This window comes from Micromonospora echinospora (assembly GCF_014203425.1).
GTDB classification, from domain to species: domain Bacteria; phylum Actinomycetota; class Actinomycetes; order Mycobacteriales; family Micromonosporaceae; genus Micromonospora; species Micromonospora echinospora_A.
The window spans coordinates 5814989-5832699 of record NZ_JACHJC010000001.1 but is presented as its reverse complement, the minus strand read 5'-3'; the positions used below and the strand labels follow the sequence as shown (position 1 = coordinate 5832699).

The window sequence follows — 17711 nt, the reverse complement described above, 5'->3', positions numbered from 1 at the left end:
GTGTCCCGCGAGCCTGGGCGGACGGAACTGCCCTGCTCCGGGTGGCGTGCGTCGGGGCGGGCGGCGTCGGACGGCGGCACCGGGTACCGCTGCGGCGCCGGCCGTTCCTCCTGCGGGCGCTGCCGTTCGTCCGGCCGGCGCGTGTCCGGCTCGGGACGGGACCTCGGCTCGACGATCGGCCACTCGCCCTGGTGCGGGCGGGACCGGTCGGCCGGCGGGCGCTGACCCTGCCACCGCTGGTCGGCGGCGGGACGCGGTGCGCCGTACCGGTCGGGCTCGGTCTGCGGATGCCCGTTCTCGGGCGCGCGGCGCTGGGTCTCCGGGTACGCGGCGGCCTCCCGGCCCGGCGCACGGCCATCCGCCGGGGAACGGCCACCCGTCGGCGCCCGGCCGTCCGTCGGCGAGCGGTGATCTGCCGGGGCGCGGCCGTCCACCGGCTCACGCCGCTCCACCGGGGGACGCCGGCTCGGGTCACGCCAGCCGTCACCGTCGGTGCCGCGCCAACCGTCCCGGCCCGGCTGGCCCCACCCGGCCGCGCCTCGCTCCAGCGGCGACACGGCGTCGTCGCGCCGATCGGCCGGACGCCCGGCGCCGTGGTCGCGCCGCCCGTCGAACGGCGGCTCCCGGCGCTCGTCCGGGAAGCGGTCACGGCGTCCGTCGGGCGTGGACTCGCGGCGCCCGGCGGGGGAGTGGTCCCGCCGCGCGTCGGACGCCGGGCCCCACCGCTGTTCCGACGCGGCAGGCGGGCCCTCGACCGGGGCGCGGCGTCCGTCGGCCTGGTGCGGGCGGTCGGCCCGGCGCTCGGCATCGTGCGGGAACTCGTTCGGCTCCGGCATCCAGCCCGGCTGGGACGGCCGGCGCGGTGCGGCGTCGGGACGTACCCAGCGTTGGTCGAGCCGCTGCTCGGGCGGCGTGGGCGGGCCGGTGCGGTGCCGATCCTCCGGCCAGGGCCGCCGCCCGTCCGTGGGGTGCCCGCGACGATCGTCCGGAGTGCTGCCGGCGGGGCGCTGGCCGCCGTGACCCGCGGGCCCGACCGGGTATGCGCCGCGGGAAGCGGCCGGACCGGCCGGGCCGCCACCGCGCGGACCGCCGGACCCCGCCGGCTCGGCCCCGCGCGGACCGGCGGGACCGTTCGGGTACGTGCCGTGTGGACCGGCCGGGTGCGTGCCGCGTGGGCCGGCCGGACTGGTGGGGTACGTGCCGCCTGGACTGGCCGGACCGGCCGGGTACGTGCTGCCTGGGCCGGCGGGACTGGTCGGGTATGCGTCGCGTGGGCCGGCCGGACTGACGGGGTACGCGTCGCGCGGACCCGCGGGACTCACCGGATCGGCCCGGCGGGGCCCGGCCGGGCTGATCGGATGCGCGTCGCGTGAACCCGCCGGGCGGACCGGGTGCCCGCTCCCGCCGTGCGCCGTACGGCCCGGCCGGGGACCGGCGGGACTGACCGGGTAGGCGTCGCCGGACGCGGGGCTGACCGGATGGAATCCGGCGGGACTGATCGGGTGCGCCCCCGCGGGGCTGACCGGATACGGATCGGCGTCGGGCGCCGGACGGACCGGATGGAACCCGGCCGGACTGACCGGGTTCGCGCCGGCCGGGCTGACCGGGTACGGGTCGGCGTCGGGCGTGGGGCTGACCGGGCGTACCTCGGCCCGGCCGACCACGGCGCGGCGGCGCGGCGTCAGGTTCTCGATGCCGATGTCACCGGGGTAGCGCTGCCCGGGGAACTGCGGCTGCCATTCGTGGGTGGGCTCGGCGGCCCAGGCCGGTTCGGCCGGCTCGCGCCAGCTGCCCCAGCCACTCATCGGCAACCCCTCCCGCCGCTCGCGCGGGACGGCCCCGGGGCCGGCTCGCGTCGCTCGCTCACGGCGGTGTCACCTCATTGGAAATTCTCGCGCTGGGGCGCCGGACGTGCCGGTACAGTCGCCCGGTCCAGCACGTCGTGGCTGCGGAAGGAGGGTAGCGGCGTGGGCTCGGTCACCGCCACTGTGGCACCACCCACCGGCGCACACGTTACCCCATGGTTTCGGACATTCGGCGCGATCGCGGCGGCCGGGTTCCGGCGGCACGCCACCTACCGCCAGGCCGCCGTGGCGGGGCTGTGCACCAACACCGTGTTCGGTTTTCTGCGCTGCTACATCTTCCTCGCCGCGGCCGGCGCGGCAGGCACTGTGGCCGGCTACGACCGGGCGCAGCTCGCCACGTTCGTCTGGGCCGGCCAGGGGCTGCTGGCGGTGATCGCCATCTGGGGCTGGACCGATCTGGCCGACCGGATCCGCACCGGCGAGGTGGCCGCCGACCTGCTGCGGCCGGTGCATCCGGTGACCAGTTACCTCGCCACCGACCTGGGCCGGGCGGGGTTCGCGGCGCTGGCCCGGCTGGTGCCGCCGCTGGTGATCGGGCCGTTCTTCTTCGCGGTGTACGTGCCCCGGCACTGGGCCACGGTGCCGCTGTTCCTGCTCTCCGCGCTGCTCGCGGTGGTGGTCTGCTTCGGCTGCCGCTATCTGGTCAACGCCACCGCGTACTGGTTGCAGGACGTCCGGGGCCCGATGATCCTGTGGACGCTCGGCTCGGGCGTGCTGGCCGGGCTCTACTTCCCGCTCGGGTTCCTGCCGGGTCCGCTGGAGGCGGTCCTGCGGTACGCCACCCCGTTCCCGAGCATCCTCCAGGTGCCGCTCGACGTGCTCGTGGAGCGGGAGCCGATGTCCACCGGTCTCGCCCTGGTCGGGATGCAGGCCGGCTGGGTGGTGGTGCTGCTGGCGCTGTGCCGGCTGGTCCAGCGTCGTGCCGAGCGCCGCCTGGTGGTGCAGGGTGGCTGAGGGCGGCAGCGCGCCCGCGGTGGCTGAGGGCGGCGGCGCGCTGCGGGCGTACCGGGCGCTGCTCGGCGCGCAGGCGCGCTCGCAGGCGGCGTACCGCACCTCGTTCGTGGTGGACCTGGTCGGCAACGTGGGCGCGACGGTGTTCGACGTGGTCACCGTCCTGGTGATCTTCGGCGTGACGCGGGAGCTGGGCGGCTTCACGCTGCGCGAGACGCTCGTCGTGGTCGGCCTGTCGTCGTGCGGCTTCGCCACCGCCGACCTGCTGGTCGGGAACATCGAACGGCTTCCCCGGTACGTGCGCACCGGCCTCTTCGACGCCGTGCTTGTCCGTCCGCTCGGCGCGCTGCCGCAGTTGCTGCTGATGGACCTGCCGCTGCGCAAGCTGTCCCGGGCCGTGTTCGGACTGGCCGTGCTGCTGTTCGCGCTCGGCTCGGCGGGGATCGACTGGACACCGGGCCGGGTGGCGCTGGCAGTCGTCGCGCCGCTGGCCGCCGTGGTCTTCTTCGCCTCGGTCTTCGTGCTGACCGCCACGGTGTCGTTCTACTGGGTCGACTCGGGCGAGCTGGCCAACTCGGTCACCTACGGCGGGCGCGACTTCACCTCGTACCCGGTCACCGTGTACGGCGGCTGGTTCCGCGCGCTGTTCGCGTACGGGATGGGGTTCGCCTTCGTCAGCTACCACCCGGCGCTGGCGCTGCTGGGCCGCGCCGACCCGCTCGGCCTGCCGCCCTGGGCGGGCTGGGCCGCGCCGGGCGTCGCGGTGGTCGCGGCGACGTCGGCCGCCCTGGCCTGGCGCGTCGGGGTCCGTCACTACCGGAGTACGGGGTCATGAGCGTCATCGAGATGGACGGGCTGCGCAAGGAGTTCACGGTCCGGGTCCGGGCCGGGCGGTTGCGCCGCGAGAAGCGGACGGTGACCGCCGTCGACGGGGTCGACCTGCGGGTGGAGCGCGGCGAGATGCTCGGCTACATCGGCCCGAACGGCGCCGGGAAGTCGACAACGCTGAAGATGCTCACCGGCGTGCTGACGCCGTCGGCGGGCCGGGCCCGGGTGTGCGGGCTGCGGCCGGTGGCCGACCGGACGCGCCTGGCGCTGCGGATCGGTGTGGTGTTCGGGCAGCGCTCGCAGCTGTGGTGGGACCTGCCGCTGCGGGACTCGTTCGACCTGCTGCGGCACGTCTACCGGGTGCCGGCCGGCGCGCACGCGGCCCGGCTGGCCCGCTGCCGGGGACTGCTCGACCTGGACGGGTTCCTGGACACCCCGGTCCGGCAGCTCTCGCTCGGTCAGCGGATGCGTGGCGAGCTGACCGCGGCGTTGCTGCACGGCCCGGAGGTGCTGTTCCTGGACGAGCCGACCATCGGTCTGGACGTGGTGAGCAAGCAGGCGGTGCGGGGCTTCCTGGCCGAGCTGGGCCGGGCCGGCGACACCACGCTCGTGCTCACCACGCACGACCTGGCCGACATCGAGCGGCTGTGCCGGCGACTTGTGGTGATCGACCACGGGCGGGTGGTGCACGACGGGTCGATCGCCGAGCTGCACCGCCGGTACGGCTCACGCCGGATGGTGGTCGCCGAGCTGGACGCGGCGCTGACCGAGCCGCCGGTGCTGCCCGGCGCGCCGGTGCAGCGGGTGGAGGCGGACGGGCGGCGGCTGGTCTTCGCGCTGGAACAGGCGACCGTCGCCGAGGTGGTGGCCGGCCTGGCCGGCCTGGCCACGCTGCGGGACATCTCGATCGTGGAGCCCGACATCGAGGAGGTCGTGACCCGGCTCTACCGGGCGCCGGCCGCGGTCACGGGTGCTCCATGACGAGTACGGCGAAGGTGCCGGGGGCCAGCGCCTCGTACCGGTGCGGGGTGTCACCGGGGAACGTGGCGTAGTCACCGGGTCCCAGCTCGACCGGGTCGGTCTCCGGACCGACGCGCATCCGCCCGGCGGCCACGACGACGTGTTCGACGCTGCGCGGGGTGTGCGCCTCGGCGAGGCGTACCGCCCCGGGTTCCAGCTCCATCACGTAGACGTCCCGCCGGATGTGCGGTGACCCGGCGGCGAGCAGGGTGGCGGAGAAGTCGGCGTGCTCGGAGCGGATCCGGGGGCCCTCACCGGCCCGTACCACCCGGACGGCGGCGACCGGCGGTTCGACCAGGCGGCTGAACGGCACGTCCAGCGCCACGCCGAGCGCCCAGAGCGTCTCCACGCTGGGGTTTCCGGCGCCCGACTCCAGTTGGGACAGCGTGGACTTGGCGATGCCGGCGCGGCGGGCCAGCTCGGTCAGCGACAGGCCCGCCCGTTCGCGCTCGCGGCGCAGCGCTGCCGCGATGGTGGCGAGTGGGGGAGCGGGGTCGATCGCCATGTGTTCGCTCCAGCGGTCGGTTTGTTCGGTTTGACGAACAAGCGTTCTCGCGTTCAGGATAATGGACATGCGTACGGCATACCGAACGGGCGACGCCCGGGTGCTCCGCGACGTCGCCGCCATCGGCGCGGCGATGCTCGCCGTGGGCGCGTCGTTCGGCGCCGTGGCGGTGGCCGCCGGCCTGCCCGCCTGGGCCGCACTGGCCATGTCGGCGATCGTCTACGCCGGTGGCGCCCAGTTCATGGCAGTGGGCCTCGTCGTGGCCGGCAGCCCGCTCGCGGCGGTCCTCGCCGGCCTGCTCCTCAACGCCCGGCACCTGCCGTTCGGCTTGGCCCTCGGCGGCGCACTCGGCTCCCGGCGCTGGCAGCGGCTGCTCGGCAGCCACCTGATGACCGACGAGGCGACCGCGTTCGCGCTGGCCCGCCCGGCCGGACCGGGGCGGCGCCGGGCGTTCTGGCTCGCCGGGGTGCTGCTCTTCCTGGCCTGGAACGCCGGCACCGCGCTCGGCGTGCTCGCCGGGGGCGCGGCCGGCGACCCGGCCGCGCTGGGACTCGACGCCGCCTTCCCGGCCGGGCTGGCCGCCCTGCTGCTGCCCAGCCTGCGCGACCGGGAGACGCGCCGGGTGGCGCTCCTCGGCGCCGGCCTGGCCGTGCTGGCGACCCCGCTGCTGCCGGCCGGGCTGCCGGTGCTGCTCGCGCTCGCCGCGCTGGCCCTGCCGATGCTGGCCCGCCGCCGCTCGCCCACCGCGCCGGGCGACCCGGACACCGCGCCGGGTGATGACCCCGGCCGCGTGCGCGACGGCGGCCCGGTCGCCGTGCCGGCCGGTTCCGGCGCCGCGCCGGACGGGATCGGCGGACCGATGGACGCCGGTGGGGCGAGGCGCCAGGTGCGTGCCGGGGAGGGCTCGTGCTGATCGCCGTGATCCTCGCCCTGGCCGCCGGCACCTACGGCTTCCGCGTCGCCGGAGTGCTGCTGCGGGACCGGCTGGACCTGCCCGAATGGGCCCGGCACCTGCTGCCGGTCGGCGCCGCCACGCTGCTGGCCGCGCTCGCCGCCACCGCGGCGCTGACCGAGGCCGGTGGCTTCGCCGGGTACGCCCGGCCCGCCGGTGTGCTGGTCGGCCTGGTGCTCGCCTGGCGCCGGGCGCCGTTCGTGCTGGTAGTGGTCGGGGCGGCGGCCACCACCGCGCTCCTGCGCCTGCTCGGCGTGGCCTGAGCGCGGCCGCTTCCCGCAAGACGTCGGTCGATTCCCGCACGAGAACGGCCCCTCACCGCCGGAGCGGGAAGGGGCCGGTTCCGGTTTCGTCCGGTCAGACCTTGTCGCCGATGTTCACCCGGGGCGCGGGAGCGCGCATCCGGCGGAACGTGATCGACCGCATGATCGCGTAGAAGTAGATCGAGCCGAGCTTCTCGGTGCTCTTCGGGAAGCGCTCGCGGATCAGCCGCTTGATCTTCCGGGAGATGAGCACCGAGTCGATCAGCACGCCGAGCGCGAGCGCGCCCCACAGCAGGTTCGACAGCAGCCGCACGATCGGCGGCATGGCCTGGTTGGAGCCGACCAGCACGATCAGCGCGCCGCCGAAGAACCAGGTGCCGACCGTACGCCGGGAGTCGACCACGTTGCGGGCCAGCAGCCGCTCGGGGCCCCGGTCACGCGGACCGCCCTCGCGACGGAACTCGGCGGCGGCCTCGGCGCGGGCGGCGCGGCGCTGCGCGCGGGCCTCCTCCTTGGTCAGCGGCTTGGCCGGCGCGGTCGGCCGACGCCCGGCGACCGGACGCTTCGGCGTGACCTGCCCGAGTTCCTTCTTGCTGGGCGTGTAGCCCCGGGGGCGGGCGGCGGAGGACTCCTCGTCGGTCGTCACAGTGGTGACGGACTCCTCGACGAGGTCGGCGGACTTGCGGCGAAACAGCGACGGCACGCGGCAAGGGTAGCCAACCGTCCGCGCCCGGTGCACATCACGGGTGCACCGGGCCGGCGGACCGGCGTCGCGGGGCGGCGCCGGGCGCGGGAAACGGGACGGTCAGGGACGTTCGACGTGCGCGCCGAGGTCGGCCAGCTTGGCCTCGAAGTCCTCGTAGCCGCGGTTGATCAGGTCCACGCCGTACACCCGGGAGGTGCCCTCGGCGGCGAGCGCCGCGATGAGGTGGCTGAACCCGGCCCGCAGGTCCGGGATGACCAGGTCGGCCGCGTGCAGCTTGCTCGGCCCGGCGATCACCGCGGAGTGCTTGAAGTTGCGCCGGCCGAAGCGGCACGGGGTGCCGCCCAGGCAGTCCCGGTAGACCTGGATGTTGGCGCCCATCGTGTTCAGCGCCTCGGTGTAGCCGAGCCGCTGCTCGTAGACCGTCTCGTGGACGATCGACAGGCCGCGGGCCTGGGTGAGCGCGACCACAAGCGGCTGCTGCCAGTCGGTCATGAAACCCGGGTGTACGTCGGTCTCCAGCGCCACCGCGTTCAGCTCGCCGCCCGGGTGCCAGAAGCGGATGCCGCCCTCCTGGCCCGAGCTGCCGCCGCGCGGCGGGCGCAGGTCGGTGACCTCGTACTCGCCGCCGACCGAGCGGAAGATGTTCAGGAAGGTCATCATGTCGGCCTGCTGGGCGCCCAGCACCTCGACGTGCCCGCGGGTCGCCAGCGCCGCCGCCGCCCAGCTGGCCGCCTCGATCCGGTCCGGGATCGGCCGGTGGGTGTAGCCGTGCAGCTTCTTGACGCCCTGGATCTCGATCACCCGGTCGGTGTGCACCTTGATGATCGCGCCCATCTTCTGCAGCACGCAGATGAGGTCGATGATCTCCGGCTCGACCGCCGCGTTGCGCAGCTCGGTGACGCCCTCGGCCATCACCGCGGTGAGCAGCACCTGCTCGGTGGCGCCCACGCTCGGGTACGGCAGTGCGAACTTCGTGCCGTGCAGCCCGTTGGGCGCGGACAGGTGCAGGCCCTCCGGCGTCTTGTCGACTGTGGCGCCGAACTCGCGCAGCGCCTGGAGGTGGAAGTCGATCGGGCGCGGGCCGATGTGGCAGCCGCCCAGGTCGGGGATGAACGCGTGGCCGAGCCGGTGCAGCAGCGGGCCGCAGAACAGGATCGGAATCCGGCTGGAACCGGCGTGCACGTTGATCTGGTCGGTGCTGGCGCTCTCGACGTTCGAGGGGTCGAAGACCAGCTCGCCCTCCTCGTCGCCGTCGCTGACCTTGACGCCGTGCAGGCCGAGCAGACCGCGGACCACCTCGACGTCACGGATACGCGGCACGTCGAACAGCCGGCTGGGTGTGTCGCCGAGCAGGGCGGCCACCATCGCCTTGGACACCAGGTTCTTCGCGCCGCGCACGCGGATCCGCCCTTCAAGCGGAGTGCCTCCGTGTACGACCAGGACGTCGTCGGTCAACGCAACCTCCAGCGCGTTGGGTACTGCTGTGTCTAGTGATGGGTGCACGAAGTTCATCGCTACCCGGAACGCGGCCATGGGAAAACGGGCCGCATGTGTCATCGCCCCGGCAGCATAGCCCTCCGTGACGAAAATGGAATCGGTCACATCACCAGCGAGGGCACGAACCGGGGTGTCCGGTGCGTTTCCGTGCCAGTGAGGTGACCGAGGGTGATCAGGCTCCCGGAAGTGCGAGCATCTGGTCCAGCGCCGACCGGGCGTGTCGGGCGGTCTCCGGATCGACTGTGATCTGGTTGACCACGCGGCCGGCGACAAGCTCCTCCAGCGCCCACACCAGGTGCGGCAGGTCGATCCGGTTCATCGTCGAGCAGTAGCAGACGGCCCGGTCGAGGAACATGATCTGCTTGTCCGGGTGGGCCAGCGCGAGCCGGCGGACCAGGTTCAGCTCCGTGCCGACCGCCCACGCCGAGCCGGCCGGCGCCGCCTCGATCGTCCTGATGATGAACTCGGTCGAGCCCACCAGGTCGGCGGCGTTCACCACCTCGTGCCGGCACTCCGGGTGCACCAGCACGTTCACGCCCGGCACCCGCTCACGTACGTCGTTGACGCTTTCGAGCGTGAAGCGGCCGTGCACGGAGCAGTGACCGCGCCACAGGATCATCTTCGCGTCCCGCAGCTGCTCGGCGGTCAGCCCGCCGTTGGGCTTGTGCGGGTCGTAGAGCACGCAGTCGTCGAGCGAGAAGCCCATCTCCAGCACCGCGGTGTTGCGGCCCAGGTGCTGGTCGGGCAGGAACAGCACCTTGCTGCCCTGCTCGAACGCCCAGTCCAGCGCGCGCTTGGCGTTGGACGAGGTGCAGACCACGCCGTCGTTGCGGCCGACGAAGCCCTTGATGTCGGCCGAGGAGTTCATGTACGTCACCGGAACGGTGTCGGCCGCGACGCCCAGGTCGGTGAGCGTGTCCCACGCGGCCTCGACCTGCGACAGCACCGCCATGTCGGCCATCGAGCAGCCGGCCGCGAGGTCGGGCAGGATCACCTTCTGCGCGTCCGAGGTGAGGATGTCGGCGCTCTCGGCCATGAAGTGCACGCCGCAGAAGACGATGTACTCCGCGTCCGGCCGGGCCGCCGCCTCCCGGGCCAGCTTGAACGAGTCGCCCGTCACGTCGGCGAACTGGATCACCTCGTCGCGCTGGTAGTGGTGCCCCAGCACGAACACCTTCGTGCCGAGCGCGGCCTTCGCGGAGGCGGCGCGCGCCACCAGATCGGGGTCGCTCGGCGCGGGGAGATCACCCGGACACTCCACGCCACGTTCGGTGGCGGGGTCGCTGCCGCGGCCGAGGAGCAGCAGCGCCGTGGCGGTGTTGGACGGCTCAACCCAGGTCGAAGTCACGCCCCCATGGTCCCACAGCGCGCCCGCGCCGCAGCCGCCTCGGATGTGGCCTGCCACACTGCTGCGCATGCGCGTGCTGCTCTGCCCGGACAAGTTCGCCGGCACGCTGTCGGCCCCCGAGGTGGCCGCCGCGGTGGCCGAGGGCTGGCGGGACGCCGCCCTCGGCGACGAACTGCTGGTCCGGCCGCTGGCCGACGGCGGACCGGGGTTCGTCGAGGTGCTCGCCGAGGCGCTCGGCGGACGCCGGCTGCCGGTGCCCACCGTCGACCCGCTGGGCCGCCCGGCCACCGGTGAGATTCTGCTCACCGACGACGGCACGGCGTACCTGGAGAGCGCCCAGGCGTGCGGCCTGCACCTGCTCGCCGACGCCGAACGCGACCCGAAGGCCACCACCTCGTACGGGCTGGGGCTGCTGGTCACCGCCGCGGTCGAGGCGGGCGCGCGCACAGTGGTGGTGGGACTGGGCGGCTCGGCCACCAACGACGGCGGCGCCGGGATGCTCGTACCGCTCGGCGTCACCCCGCTCGACGCCGCCGGCCGGGCCCTGCCGTACGGCGGCGCGGCGCTGACCGAGGTGGCCGCGCTCGACGGGGAGCCCCGGCTGCGCGGCGCGACGCTCGTCGCCGCCACCGACGTGGACAACCCGCTGCTCGGGCTGCACGGCGCGAGCAGCGTCTTCGGCCCGCAGAAGGGCGCCGACCGGGCCGACGTGCTGCTGCTCGACGCCGCGTTGCAGCGTTGGGCGGAGGTGCTGACCGAACGGCTTCCGGGCTGCCCGCCCGGGCTGGGCACGCTGCCCGGCGGCGGCGCGGCCGGCGGCCTCGGCGCGGCAGCGCTGGCGCTGGGCGGCCGATGCGAATCCGGCATCGGGCTGGTCACCCGCGCGGTGCGGCTGGACGCCGCGCTCGACACCGCCGACCTGGTGATCACCGGCGAGGGCTCCTTCGACCACCAGTCGCTGCGCGGCAAGGTGGTCGCCGGCGTGGCCGGAGCCGCCCGGGACCGGGGCGTGCCCTGCGTGGTGCTGGCGGGACGGGTGAGCACCGGACGGCGGGAGGCGGCCGCGGCGGGCGTGACCGACGCGTACAGCCTGGTGGAGCACTTCGGCGGCGAGGAGCACGGGGGGGTGGACGCGGCGATGACCCGCCCGGCCGAGGGGCTGCGCGCGCTCGGCGCGCGGCTGGCCGGGCAGTGGAGCCGCTGACCGGTTCCGCTGGTCACGCCGCCGGGTGGTGACGCCGACGGCGGCGTACGATCGAAAGACGGACCACACCGGGAATCACTGGCGGACGTGCGGCGTTGGCCAGGACGTCCGGACCTAATACCGCGCAGGGAGACTTCCACGTGACCACGCCAGCGCAGACCGAGTCGACCGAGGCCAAGGCCCCCAGCACCGTCGTCCTCACCGACGTCGCGGCGCAGAAGGTCAAGGCCCTGATCGAGCAGGAGGGCCGCGACGACCTGCGGCTCCGGGTCGCCGTGCAGCCGGGTGGCTGTTCCGGCCTGCGGTACCAGCTGTTCTTCGACGAGCGTTCGCTCGACGGTGACATCGTCACCGACTTCGACGGTGTCGAGGTCGTCGTCGACCGGATGAGCGCCCCCTACCTGACCGGCGCCACCATCGACTTCGCCGACCGGATCGACGCCCAGGGCTTCACCATCGACAACCCGAACGCGGGCAGCTCCTGCGCCTGCGGCGACTCCTTCAGCTGAGTCGACGCACCGACCGAAAAGCGGCGGGCCGTCCCCGAGTGGGGCGGCCCGCCGCTTCGTCGTACCCCGTGCGTGACGTCCGGGTGTGCGCTGATCGACCGGTTGGTGACCGACCGCCGTCCGGCCGGTCCGGGGGCCGGTAGGCTGACCGCGCCGTGCTCCCGACCACGAGGGTTGACATGAAGATCGCCGTAACCGGCTCGATCGCGACCGACCACCTGATGAGCTTCCCCGGCCGGTTCGCCGACCAGCTCATCGCCGACCAGCTCGACAAGGTCTCGCTCTCCTTCCTCGTCGACGAGCTGGTCCTGCGGCGCGGCGGCACCGCCGCCAACATCGCCTTCGGCATGGCCCAGCTCGGGCTGCGCCCGGTGCTGCTCGGCGCGGTCGGCGCCGACTTCGCCGACTACCGTTCCTGGCTGGAGCGCCACGGCGTCGACTGCGACTCGGTGCACGTCAGCGAGGTGGCGCACACCGCCCGCTTCGTCTGCACCACCGACACCGACATGTGCCAGATCGCCTCCTTCTACGCCGGAGCGATGAGCGAGGCCCGCAACATCGAGCTGCACCCGGTGGCGCAGCGCCTCGGCGGCCTCGACCTGGTGCTGGTCAGCGCCAACGACCCGGCCGCGATGATCCGCCACTCCGGCGAGTGCCGGGACCGGGGCTACGCCTTCGTCGCCGACCCGTCCCAGCAGCTCGCCCGGATGGACGGCGAGGACGTGCTCGGCCTGGTCGAGGGCGCCGACTACCTGATGACCAACGAGTACGAGAAGTCGCTGCTGCAGAGCAAGGCCGGACTGACCGACGAGCAGCTGCTCGACCGGGTCAAGGTCCGGGTCACCACGCTGGGCAAGCAGGGTGTGGAGATCGTCGGCCGGGAGGTCGGCACGATCCGGGTGCCGATCGCCCGGGAGATCCAGGCGGTCGACCCGACCGGCGTCGGCGACGGCTTCCGGGCCGGATTCTTCGCCGCGCTCGACTGGGGCGTCGGCCTGGAGCGCGCCGCCCAGGTCGGCTGCCTGCTCGCCACGCTCGTGCTGGAGAACTTCGGCGGCCAGGAGTACGAGGTCCGCCGCGACCTGTTCGTGAAGCGACTCGCCGAGTCGTACGGTGACGCGGCCGCCGAGGACGTCCGGCCGCACCTGCTGTGACCGGCGCGGCCGTCCCGGCGGGCGGGGTGGACCCGGAGGCGGTCCGCCCCGGCTCCGGCGGCCCGGTTCTCGTCGCCTTCGCCGGGCTGCCCGGCGTGGGCAAGACCACCCTGGCCGCCCGGGTCGGCGTCGCCCTGCGCGCCCCGGTCCTGCCGGTCGACCCGGTCGAGCGGGCCCTGCACCGCTACGGCCTCACCGGCGACGTGCCGGGCATGGCCGCGTACGGCGCGGTTGCCGGGCTGGCCGAGGTGCAGCTCGGCCTGGGGCTCAGCGTGGTGGTCGACGCGGTGAACCCGGTCGCCAGCGCCCGGGGCCTCTGGCACGACGTGGCCGAACGGGCCGGCGTGCCGCTGCGGGTGATCGAGGTGCACTGCGGCGACGAGGAGGAGCACCGGCGCCGGGTCGACGCGCGCCCGCCCGAGGACGGCACCTGGGAGCTGACGCTGCGCCGCCGTGCCGAGTACGAGCCGCTGATCGGCCCGCGCCTGGTGGTCGACACCGCCGTGGCGGCCGACCCGCTGCCGGGCATCCTCGCCTACCTGAGCTGAACGTTGGGTGTTAAGAAGGGCCCCTTCCTCTACCGGAGGCGTTAAGAAGGGGCCCTTCCTTACACCCGGACGTCGTAGGCGGGCCCCTCGTGCGCGGCGAGGAACTCGTGCCCGCGCATCCGGCACCACGCCGGGATGTCCACCGCCGCCGCCGGGTCGTCGGCCAGCACCCGCACCACCGCGCCCGCCGGCAGCCCCGGCACCAGCCGGGCGAGATTGATCACCGGCAGGGGACAGCGCTGCCCCCGGCAGTCCAGCACCTCGTCCGGCTCGCTCACAGGTCCGTCACCCCCGCCTCCGCCCGCAGGCCCGCGACGATCCCGGGCAGCTCGGTCAGGAACCGCTCGACGTCCGCCTCGGTGGTCTCCCGGTGCAGCGACACCCGCACGTTGCCGTGCGACAGCACCCCCATCGCCTCCAGCACGTGCGACGGGCGCACCGTGGAGGACGTGCACGACGAGCCGGACGACACCGCGAACCCGCGCCGGTCCAACGCGTGCAGCAGCGCCTCGCCGTCGACGTACAGGCAGGAGAACGTCACCAGGTGCGGCAACCGGTCCACCGGGTCGCCGACCACCTCCACGTCCGGCACCTCGGCCGCCACCCGCGCCCGGATCCGGTCCACCAGCGGACCCAGCCGCGCCGCCTCGGCCGCCGCGTCGGCAGCCGCCGCGCGCAGGCTCGCCGCCGCCGCCACCACCGCCGGCAGGTTCACCACCCCGGGGGTACGCCCCGACTCCCGCTCGTCGGCCGGGTACGGCGACTCCCAGCGGGCACCCTTGCGCACCACGAGCAGCCCGACGCCAGGCGGTCCGCCCCACTTGTGCGCGCTGGCGGTCAGCACCGACCAACCCGGCGGCAGCGGCGCCCGGCCGACGAGCTGCGCCGCGTCCACGTACAGCGGCACGCCCGCCTCGGCGCACAACTCGGCCGCGGCGGGCACCGGCTGCACCGTGCCCACCTCGTGACTGGCCCCGATCAGCGCGGCCAGGGCCACGCCGGGCGCGGCCACCGCCGCCGCCCAGGCGTCCAGGTCCACCCGGCCCAGCCGGTTCACCGGTACGGACACCGCCGCGCCGCCACCGGCGGTGTGCCGCTGCGCGGCGTGCAGCACCGCCGAGTGCTCGATCGCCGAGTGCACCAGCGTCGCCCCGGCCCGCCGCCGCCCGGCCAGGCCACCGAGTACGGCGGCGTGTGCTGCCGCCGTACCGCTGGGGGTGAAGGACAGTTCGTCGGCGCGGACGCCGAGCGTCTGCGCGGCGGCCTCCCGCGCGGCGTCGAGGAGCTGGCGGGCCCGGCGGGCCGCCGAGTAGAGCCGGGCCGGGTCGGCCCAGCCGTCGTCCAGGGCGGCCAGCATCGCCTGCCGCGCGACCGGATGCAGCGGGGCCGCTGTGGCGGCGTCCAGGTAGACCGGGGAGGCGCTCATGACGGTCCACGCTATCGCCCGGTTACGCCCAAGATCCCCCCGATGGGGGTGGACAGCGACCCCAAGACGGCCTGGCCGGTCATGGTCGAGTAATCTGCGACCGTCGGTGACGCCTTTGCCGTCGGTGTCAAGGAGAACAACCGCCGCGGCGCGCTAGGGAGGCAGGACCAGGTGGTCGCAAGGAGTTCGGAGGTACGGCGCTCGGCCGTACGGGACAGCGCTTCCCCGGGGGCCGGTGGACGCCGGCGGCGTGGTGCTGGTCGAATCGCCGGGCTCGGTCTCGGCGCGGCGGCGCTGCTGGTCTCGCTCACCGGCTGTGACGTCGGCAAGGCGTTCGGCGGGTTCGGCTGGCCGCAGGGCGGCATCACGCCCGAGTCGCAGCGCATGTACGACCTGTGGATCGCCTCCTGCATCGCGGCGCTGGCCGTCGGTGTGTTCGTCTGGGGCCTGATCTTCTGGTGCGTGGTCCGCTACCGAAAGCGCGGCAACGAGCTGCCGGTGCAGACCCGCTACAACCTGCCGATGGAGTTCCTCTACACCATCGCGCCGATCCTCGTGGTCTCCGTGCTCTTCTACTACACGGCGGTCGTGCAGACCGACGTGATCAAGGAGTCGAAGAACCCGGACGTCACAGTCGAGGTCGTGGCGTTCAAGTGGAACTGGCAGTTCAACTACCGCGACGGCGAGGGCCGCGACGCCAACACCGTCGCCTCGGTGCTGGGCACCAGCGAGGTCATCCCGGTGCTGGTGCTGCCCAGCGGCCGCTCGATCCGGTTCGAGGAGACCAGCCGCGACGTCATCCACTCGTTCTGGGTGCCGGAGCTGCTGTTCAAGCGCGACGTCATGCCGGGCAACGTGCGCAACACGTTCGAGGTCTCCAGCATCGACCAGGAGGGCGCGTTCGTCGGCCGCTGCGCCGAGCTGTGCGGCAGCTACCACGCCTTCATGAACTTCGAGCTGCGGGTCGTCTCGCCGGAGAAGTACGACCAGTTCCTGGCGGCCAAGAAGGCCGGCAAGTCGACCCAGGAGGCGCTCGGCGCGATCGGTGAGCCCGAGTACGCCACCGAGACGAAGCCGTTCGACACCCGGCGCGACGTGAACAACTTCAACCCGTCCGACGCCCAGGCCGGCGCGGGAAGCTGAGAGGTCCGGCATGAAGACCGAGTGGAAGATCTTCCTCACCATCGCCACGTTCCTCCTCGGCGCGGCCATCCTCTACGGCGCCTGGACGTACGCCGACAGCAACGGCCACATCGAGTGGATCGGCACCGTGGCGCTGCTGCTCTCCTTCCTGCTCTGCGCCATGTGCGGCGGCTTCTTCTGGTTCGTCTCCCGCCGTATCGACCTGCGCCCCGAGGACCGGCCGGACGGCGAGATCGCCGACGGCGCCGGTGAGGTCGGCTTCTTCAGCCCGGGCAGCTACTGGCCGTTCGGTCTGGCGCTGGCCGCCGCGATCGCCGGTCTCGGTCTGGTGTTCTGGCAGTTCTGGCTGCTGGGACTGGGCATGGTGGCGGTGGTCTTCGCCACCTGCGGGCTGCTCTTCGAGTACTACTCCGGCACCCGCCGCACCGCCGAGCACTGACCCGAAGCACCACCGCAGGCCCGCACCCCTCCCGGGGTAGCGGGCCTGCCGCTTTTCCCCCTCCCGCCTGCCCCCGGCACCGCCCTCGCCCCGCGCGCGTTGATCATGAAGTTGGCGGCACCGGCGGTCCCTTTTGTCCCCGCCAACCTCATGATCACCGCCCCGTGCGGTCGGCCTGGCGCTCTCCCGCTCCGCCGCCGACGCGCACCACCCGGGCTCACGCCCTCCCGGCTGTTCCATTCACCGAGAGCACCGTTCCACTTCCCAGGACCACAAGAGATCTTGGTAGGAAAGCGCCCTCATGGGGGCCATTTCCTACCAAGATCTCTCTCCCATCGCGCGGCTTGTCCACATGGGCGGAACCGCAGTCCGCTCCCAAGACCGGTGCCGTCACGGGTCACCGCCGACATTCACCCCAAGCCCCAGCGCTCGCCCTCCACGCCCGACGCCTTACGCCGACCGCCCACCGCCCAGCGCGCCGGCCACCCTGCGCTCCCGTGCCCGGCCGGGCCTCGGTGATCAAGGAGTTTGAGGCAATTTCGCGCACCGTCGGTGACACAAACCCCTTGATCACGGCCTCGGACGGGGGCGCACCCACCACTTGCCAGCCACCAGGCGGCGGTGATCAAGGAGTTTGTGTCCGCCTGGGCGACCGCGGGGGACACAAACTCCTTGATCACGAGCGGCGGACGGGTGGGCTGTCGGGCGCGGCGCGGCGCGGCGCGGCGTGGCGCGACGCGACGTGGCGGGGAGGGGAGGGGAGGGGTGGGCGGCCGCGCGCGGCGCGGAGGCGCAAAGAGGCACGGACACGCGCGGCGCGGACAGGGTGCAGAAGAGGGTGCGGTACAGGGGAAAGAGCGCAGGAATGGCTCGGCGCGGAAGGGGTGCTCTGTGCGCGGAAGGGCGCGGAAGGGGCGCAGGAATGGCTCGGCGCGGGAAGGGCGCGGGAAGGGTGTGGCGCGGGAAGGGCGCTCTGCGCGCGGAAGGGCGCGGCGTGGAAGGGTGCCTCTGCGCGCGGAAGGCGCGGGAAGGGCGGGGAGGGGAGCGGCGGTCAGGCGGCCTGGGCGTGGGACGGGCGGCGAGGGCGGCGGCCGGACAGGCGCGTCGGGCGGAAGGTGAACGTGGCGATCACCACTGCCGCGCCGCAGCCGGTGCAGATCAGCTCCGGGCAGTCGACGCCGTGCCCGTCGCCGCAGGGCGGCGCCTCGAACAGCACGACGTCCTCGCAGGTGTCGCAGTGCAGCTCGCGGTCAGACACGGGGGCTCCTCTCGCTCCGGGCACCGGCCGGGGCGGTGGGGCGCCGGCCGGTGGACCAAAGACCGAAAACGGAAAATAACTCCCGTGTAGTTTGG

General features: G+C 73.9%; 18 protein-coding genes. 11 read left to right on the top strand and 7 right to left on the bottom strand.

What is annotated here, in order from left to right:
* Positions 1-1967: 1967 nt before the first annotated feature.
* From FHU28_RS26045 to FHU28_RS26035, 3 genes are read left to right on the top strand one after another with little or no spacing between them, the layout of a single operon-like run.
* Positions 1968-2819: an ABC transporter permease gene (locus FHU28_RS26045; protein WP_184686991.1), complete on the top strand. Its 852-nt coding sequence runs from the start codon at positions 1968-1970 to the stop codon at positions 2817-2819.
* Positions 2812-3651 carry an ABC transporter permease gene (locus FHU28_RS26040; protein ID WP_311773654.1) on the top strand — a complete coding sequence of 280 codons (840 nt, stop codon included), beginning with the start codon at positions 2812-2814 and terminating at the stop codon, positions 3649-3651. Before FHU28_RS26045 ends, FHU28_RS26040 begins: the two co-directional genes overlap by 8 nt.
* Positions 3648-4625 (top strand): ABC transporter ATP-binding protein, encoded by a 978-nt coding sequence (locus tag FHU28_RS26035; protein ID WP_184686990.1) that lies wholly within the window; start codon positions 3648-3650, stop codon positions 4623-4625. The genes FHU28_RS26040 and FHU28_RS26035 overlap by 4 nt, the downstream gene beginning before the upstream one ends.
* On the opposite strand, the gene FHU28_RS26030 is transcribed toward FHU28_RS26035, so the two are convergent.
* Positions 4609-5169 carry a helix-turn-helix domain-containing protein gene (locus tag FHU28_RS26030; protein WP_184686989.1) on the bottom strand — a complete coding sequence of 187 codons (561 nt, stop codon included), beginning with the start codon at positions 5167-5169 and terminating at the stop codon, positions 4609-4611. The genes FHU28_RS26035 and FHU28_RS26030 overlap by 17 nt on opposite strands.
* Positions 5170-5236: 67 nt before the next feature.
* On the opposite strand from FHU28_RS26030, the gene FHU28_RS26025 reads away from it, so the two are divergent.
* Positions 5237-6082 (top strand): AzlC family ABC transporter permease, encoded by an 846-nt coding sequence (locus FHU28_RS26025; protein WP_260413100.1) that lies wholly within the window; start codon positions 5237-5239, stop codon positions 6080-6082.
* Positions 6076-6384 (top strand): AzlD domain-containing protein, encoded by a 309-nt coding sequence (locus FHU28_RS26020; protein ID WP_116507604.1) that lies wholly within the window; start codon positions 6076-6078, stop codon positions 6382-6384. Before FHU28_RS26025 ends, FHU28_RS26020 begins: the two co-directional genes overlap by 7 nt.
* A 94-nt stretch (positions 6385-6478) precedes the next feature.
* Here FHU28_RS26020 and FHU28_RS26015 read toward each other — a convergent pair whose 3' ends face one another.
* From FHU28_RS26015 to nadA, 3 genes are all read right to left on the bottom strand, one after another.
* On the bottom strand, positions 6479-7087 hold the full coding sequence (locus FHU28_RS26015; protein WP_073831484.1) for a DUF3043 domain-containing protein: 609 nt from the start codon (positions 7085-7087) through the stop codon (positions 6479-6481).
* A 102-nt stretch (positions 7088-7189) separates the two neighbouring features.
* On the bottom strand, positions 7190-8545 hold the full coding sequence (murA, locus tag FHU28_RS26010; RefSeq protein ID WP_184686988.1) for a UDP-N-acetylglucosamine 1-carboxyvinyltransferase: 1356 nt from the start codon (positions 8543-8545) through the stop codon (positions 7190-7192).
* 214 nt (positions 8546-8759) lie between these two features.
* A complete protein-coding gene (gene nadA / locus FHU28_RS26005) occupies positions 8760-9935 on the bottom strand; it encodes a quinolinate synthase NadA (RefSeq protein WP_184686987.1) in 1176 nt (391 codons plus the stop codon).
* 43 nt (positions 9936-9978) lie between these two features.
* On the opposite strand from nadA, the gene FHU28_RS26000 reads away from it, so the two are divergent.
* The 4 genes from FHU28_RS26000 to FHU28_RS25985 all read left to right on the top strand — a co-directional run bounded on the left by FHU28_RS26000 (position 9979) and on the right by FHU28_RS25985 (position 13350).
* Positions 9979-11139 (top strand): glycerate kinase family protein, encoded by a 1161-nt coding sequence (locus FHU28_RS26000; RefSeq protein ID WP_184686986.1) that lies wholly within the window; start codon positions 9979-9981, stop codon positions 11137-11139.
* A gap of 140 nt (positions 11140-11279) precedes the next feature.
* Positions 11280-11648 carry an iron-sulfur cluster insertion protein ErpA gene (erpA, locus tag FHU28_RS25995; RefSeq protein WP_184686985.1) on the top strand — a complete coding sequence of 123 codons (369 nt, stop codon included), beginning with the start codon at positions 11280-11282 and terminating at the stop codon, positions 11646-11648.
* A gap of 179 nt (positions 11649-11827) precedes the next feature.
* Positions 11828-12802, top strand: coding sequence for a carbohydrate kinase family protein (locus FHU28_RS25990; protein WP_184686984.1), 975 nt, complete (start codon positions 11828-11830; stop codon positions 12800-12802).
* Complete coding sequence (locus tag FHU28_RS25985) at positions 12799-13350, top strand: P-loop nucleotide/nucleoside kinase family protein (protein WP_184686983.1); 552 nt, start codon at positions 12799-12801, stop codon at positions 13348-13350. The genes FHU28_RS25990 and FHU28_RS25985 overlap by 4 nt, the downstream gene beginning before the upstream one ends.
* A gap of 59 nt (positions 13351-13409) precedes the next feature.
* On the opposite strand, the gene FHU28_RS25980 is transcribed toward FHU28_RS25985, so the two are convergent.
* Both FHU28_RS25980 and FHU28_RS25975 read right to left on the bottom strand, forming a co-directional pair.
* Positions 13410-13628 carry a sulfurtransferase TusA family protein gene (locus FHU28_RS25980; RefSeq protein WP_073831489.1) on the bottom strand — a complete coding sequence of 73 codons (219 nt, stop codon included), beginning with the start codon at positions 13626-13628 and terminating at the stop codon, positions 13410-13412.
* Positions 13625-14776, bottom strand: a complete 1152-nt coding sequence (locus tag FHU28_RS25975; RefSeq protein WP_184686982.1) for a cysteine desulfurase family protein — start codon at positions 14774-14776, stop codon at positions 13625-13627. The genes FHU28_RS25980 and FHU28_RS25975 overlap by 4 nt, the downstream gene beginning before the upstream one ends.
* 171 nt (positions 14777-14947) lie before the next feature.
* On the opposite strand from FHU28_RS25975, the gene ctaC reads away from it, so the two are divergent.
* The gene (gene ctaC, locus FHU28_RS25970; protein WP_030500135.1) at positions 14948-15919 is read left to right on the top strand and encodes an aa3-type cytochrome oxidase subunit II; all 972 of its coding nucleotides are present in this window, start codon (positions 14948-14950) and stop codon (positions 15917-15919) included.
* 10 nt (positions 15920-15929) lie between these two features.
* Positions 15930-16358 carry a cytochrome c oxidase subunit 4 gene (locus tag FHU28_RS25965; RefSeq protein WP_184686981.1) on the top strand — a complete coding sequence of 143 codons (429 nt, stop codon included), beginning with the start codon at positions 15930-15932 and terminating at the stop codon, positions 16356-16358.
* A 1051-nt stretch (positions 16359-17409) separates the two neighbouring features.
* Here the strand turns inward: FHU28_RS25965 and FHU28_RS25960 are convergent.
* Positions 17410-17616, bottom strand: coding sequence for a hypothetical protein (locus FHU28_RS25960; RefSeq protein WP_184686980.1), 207 nt, complete (start codon positions 17614-17616; stop codon positions 17410-17412).
* Positions 17617-17711 lie beyond the last annotated feature (95 nt).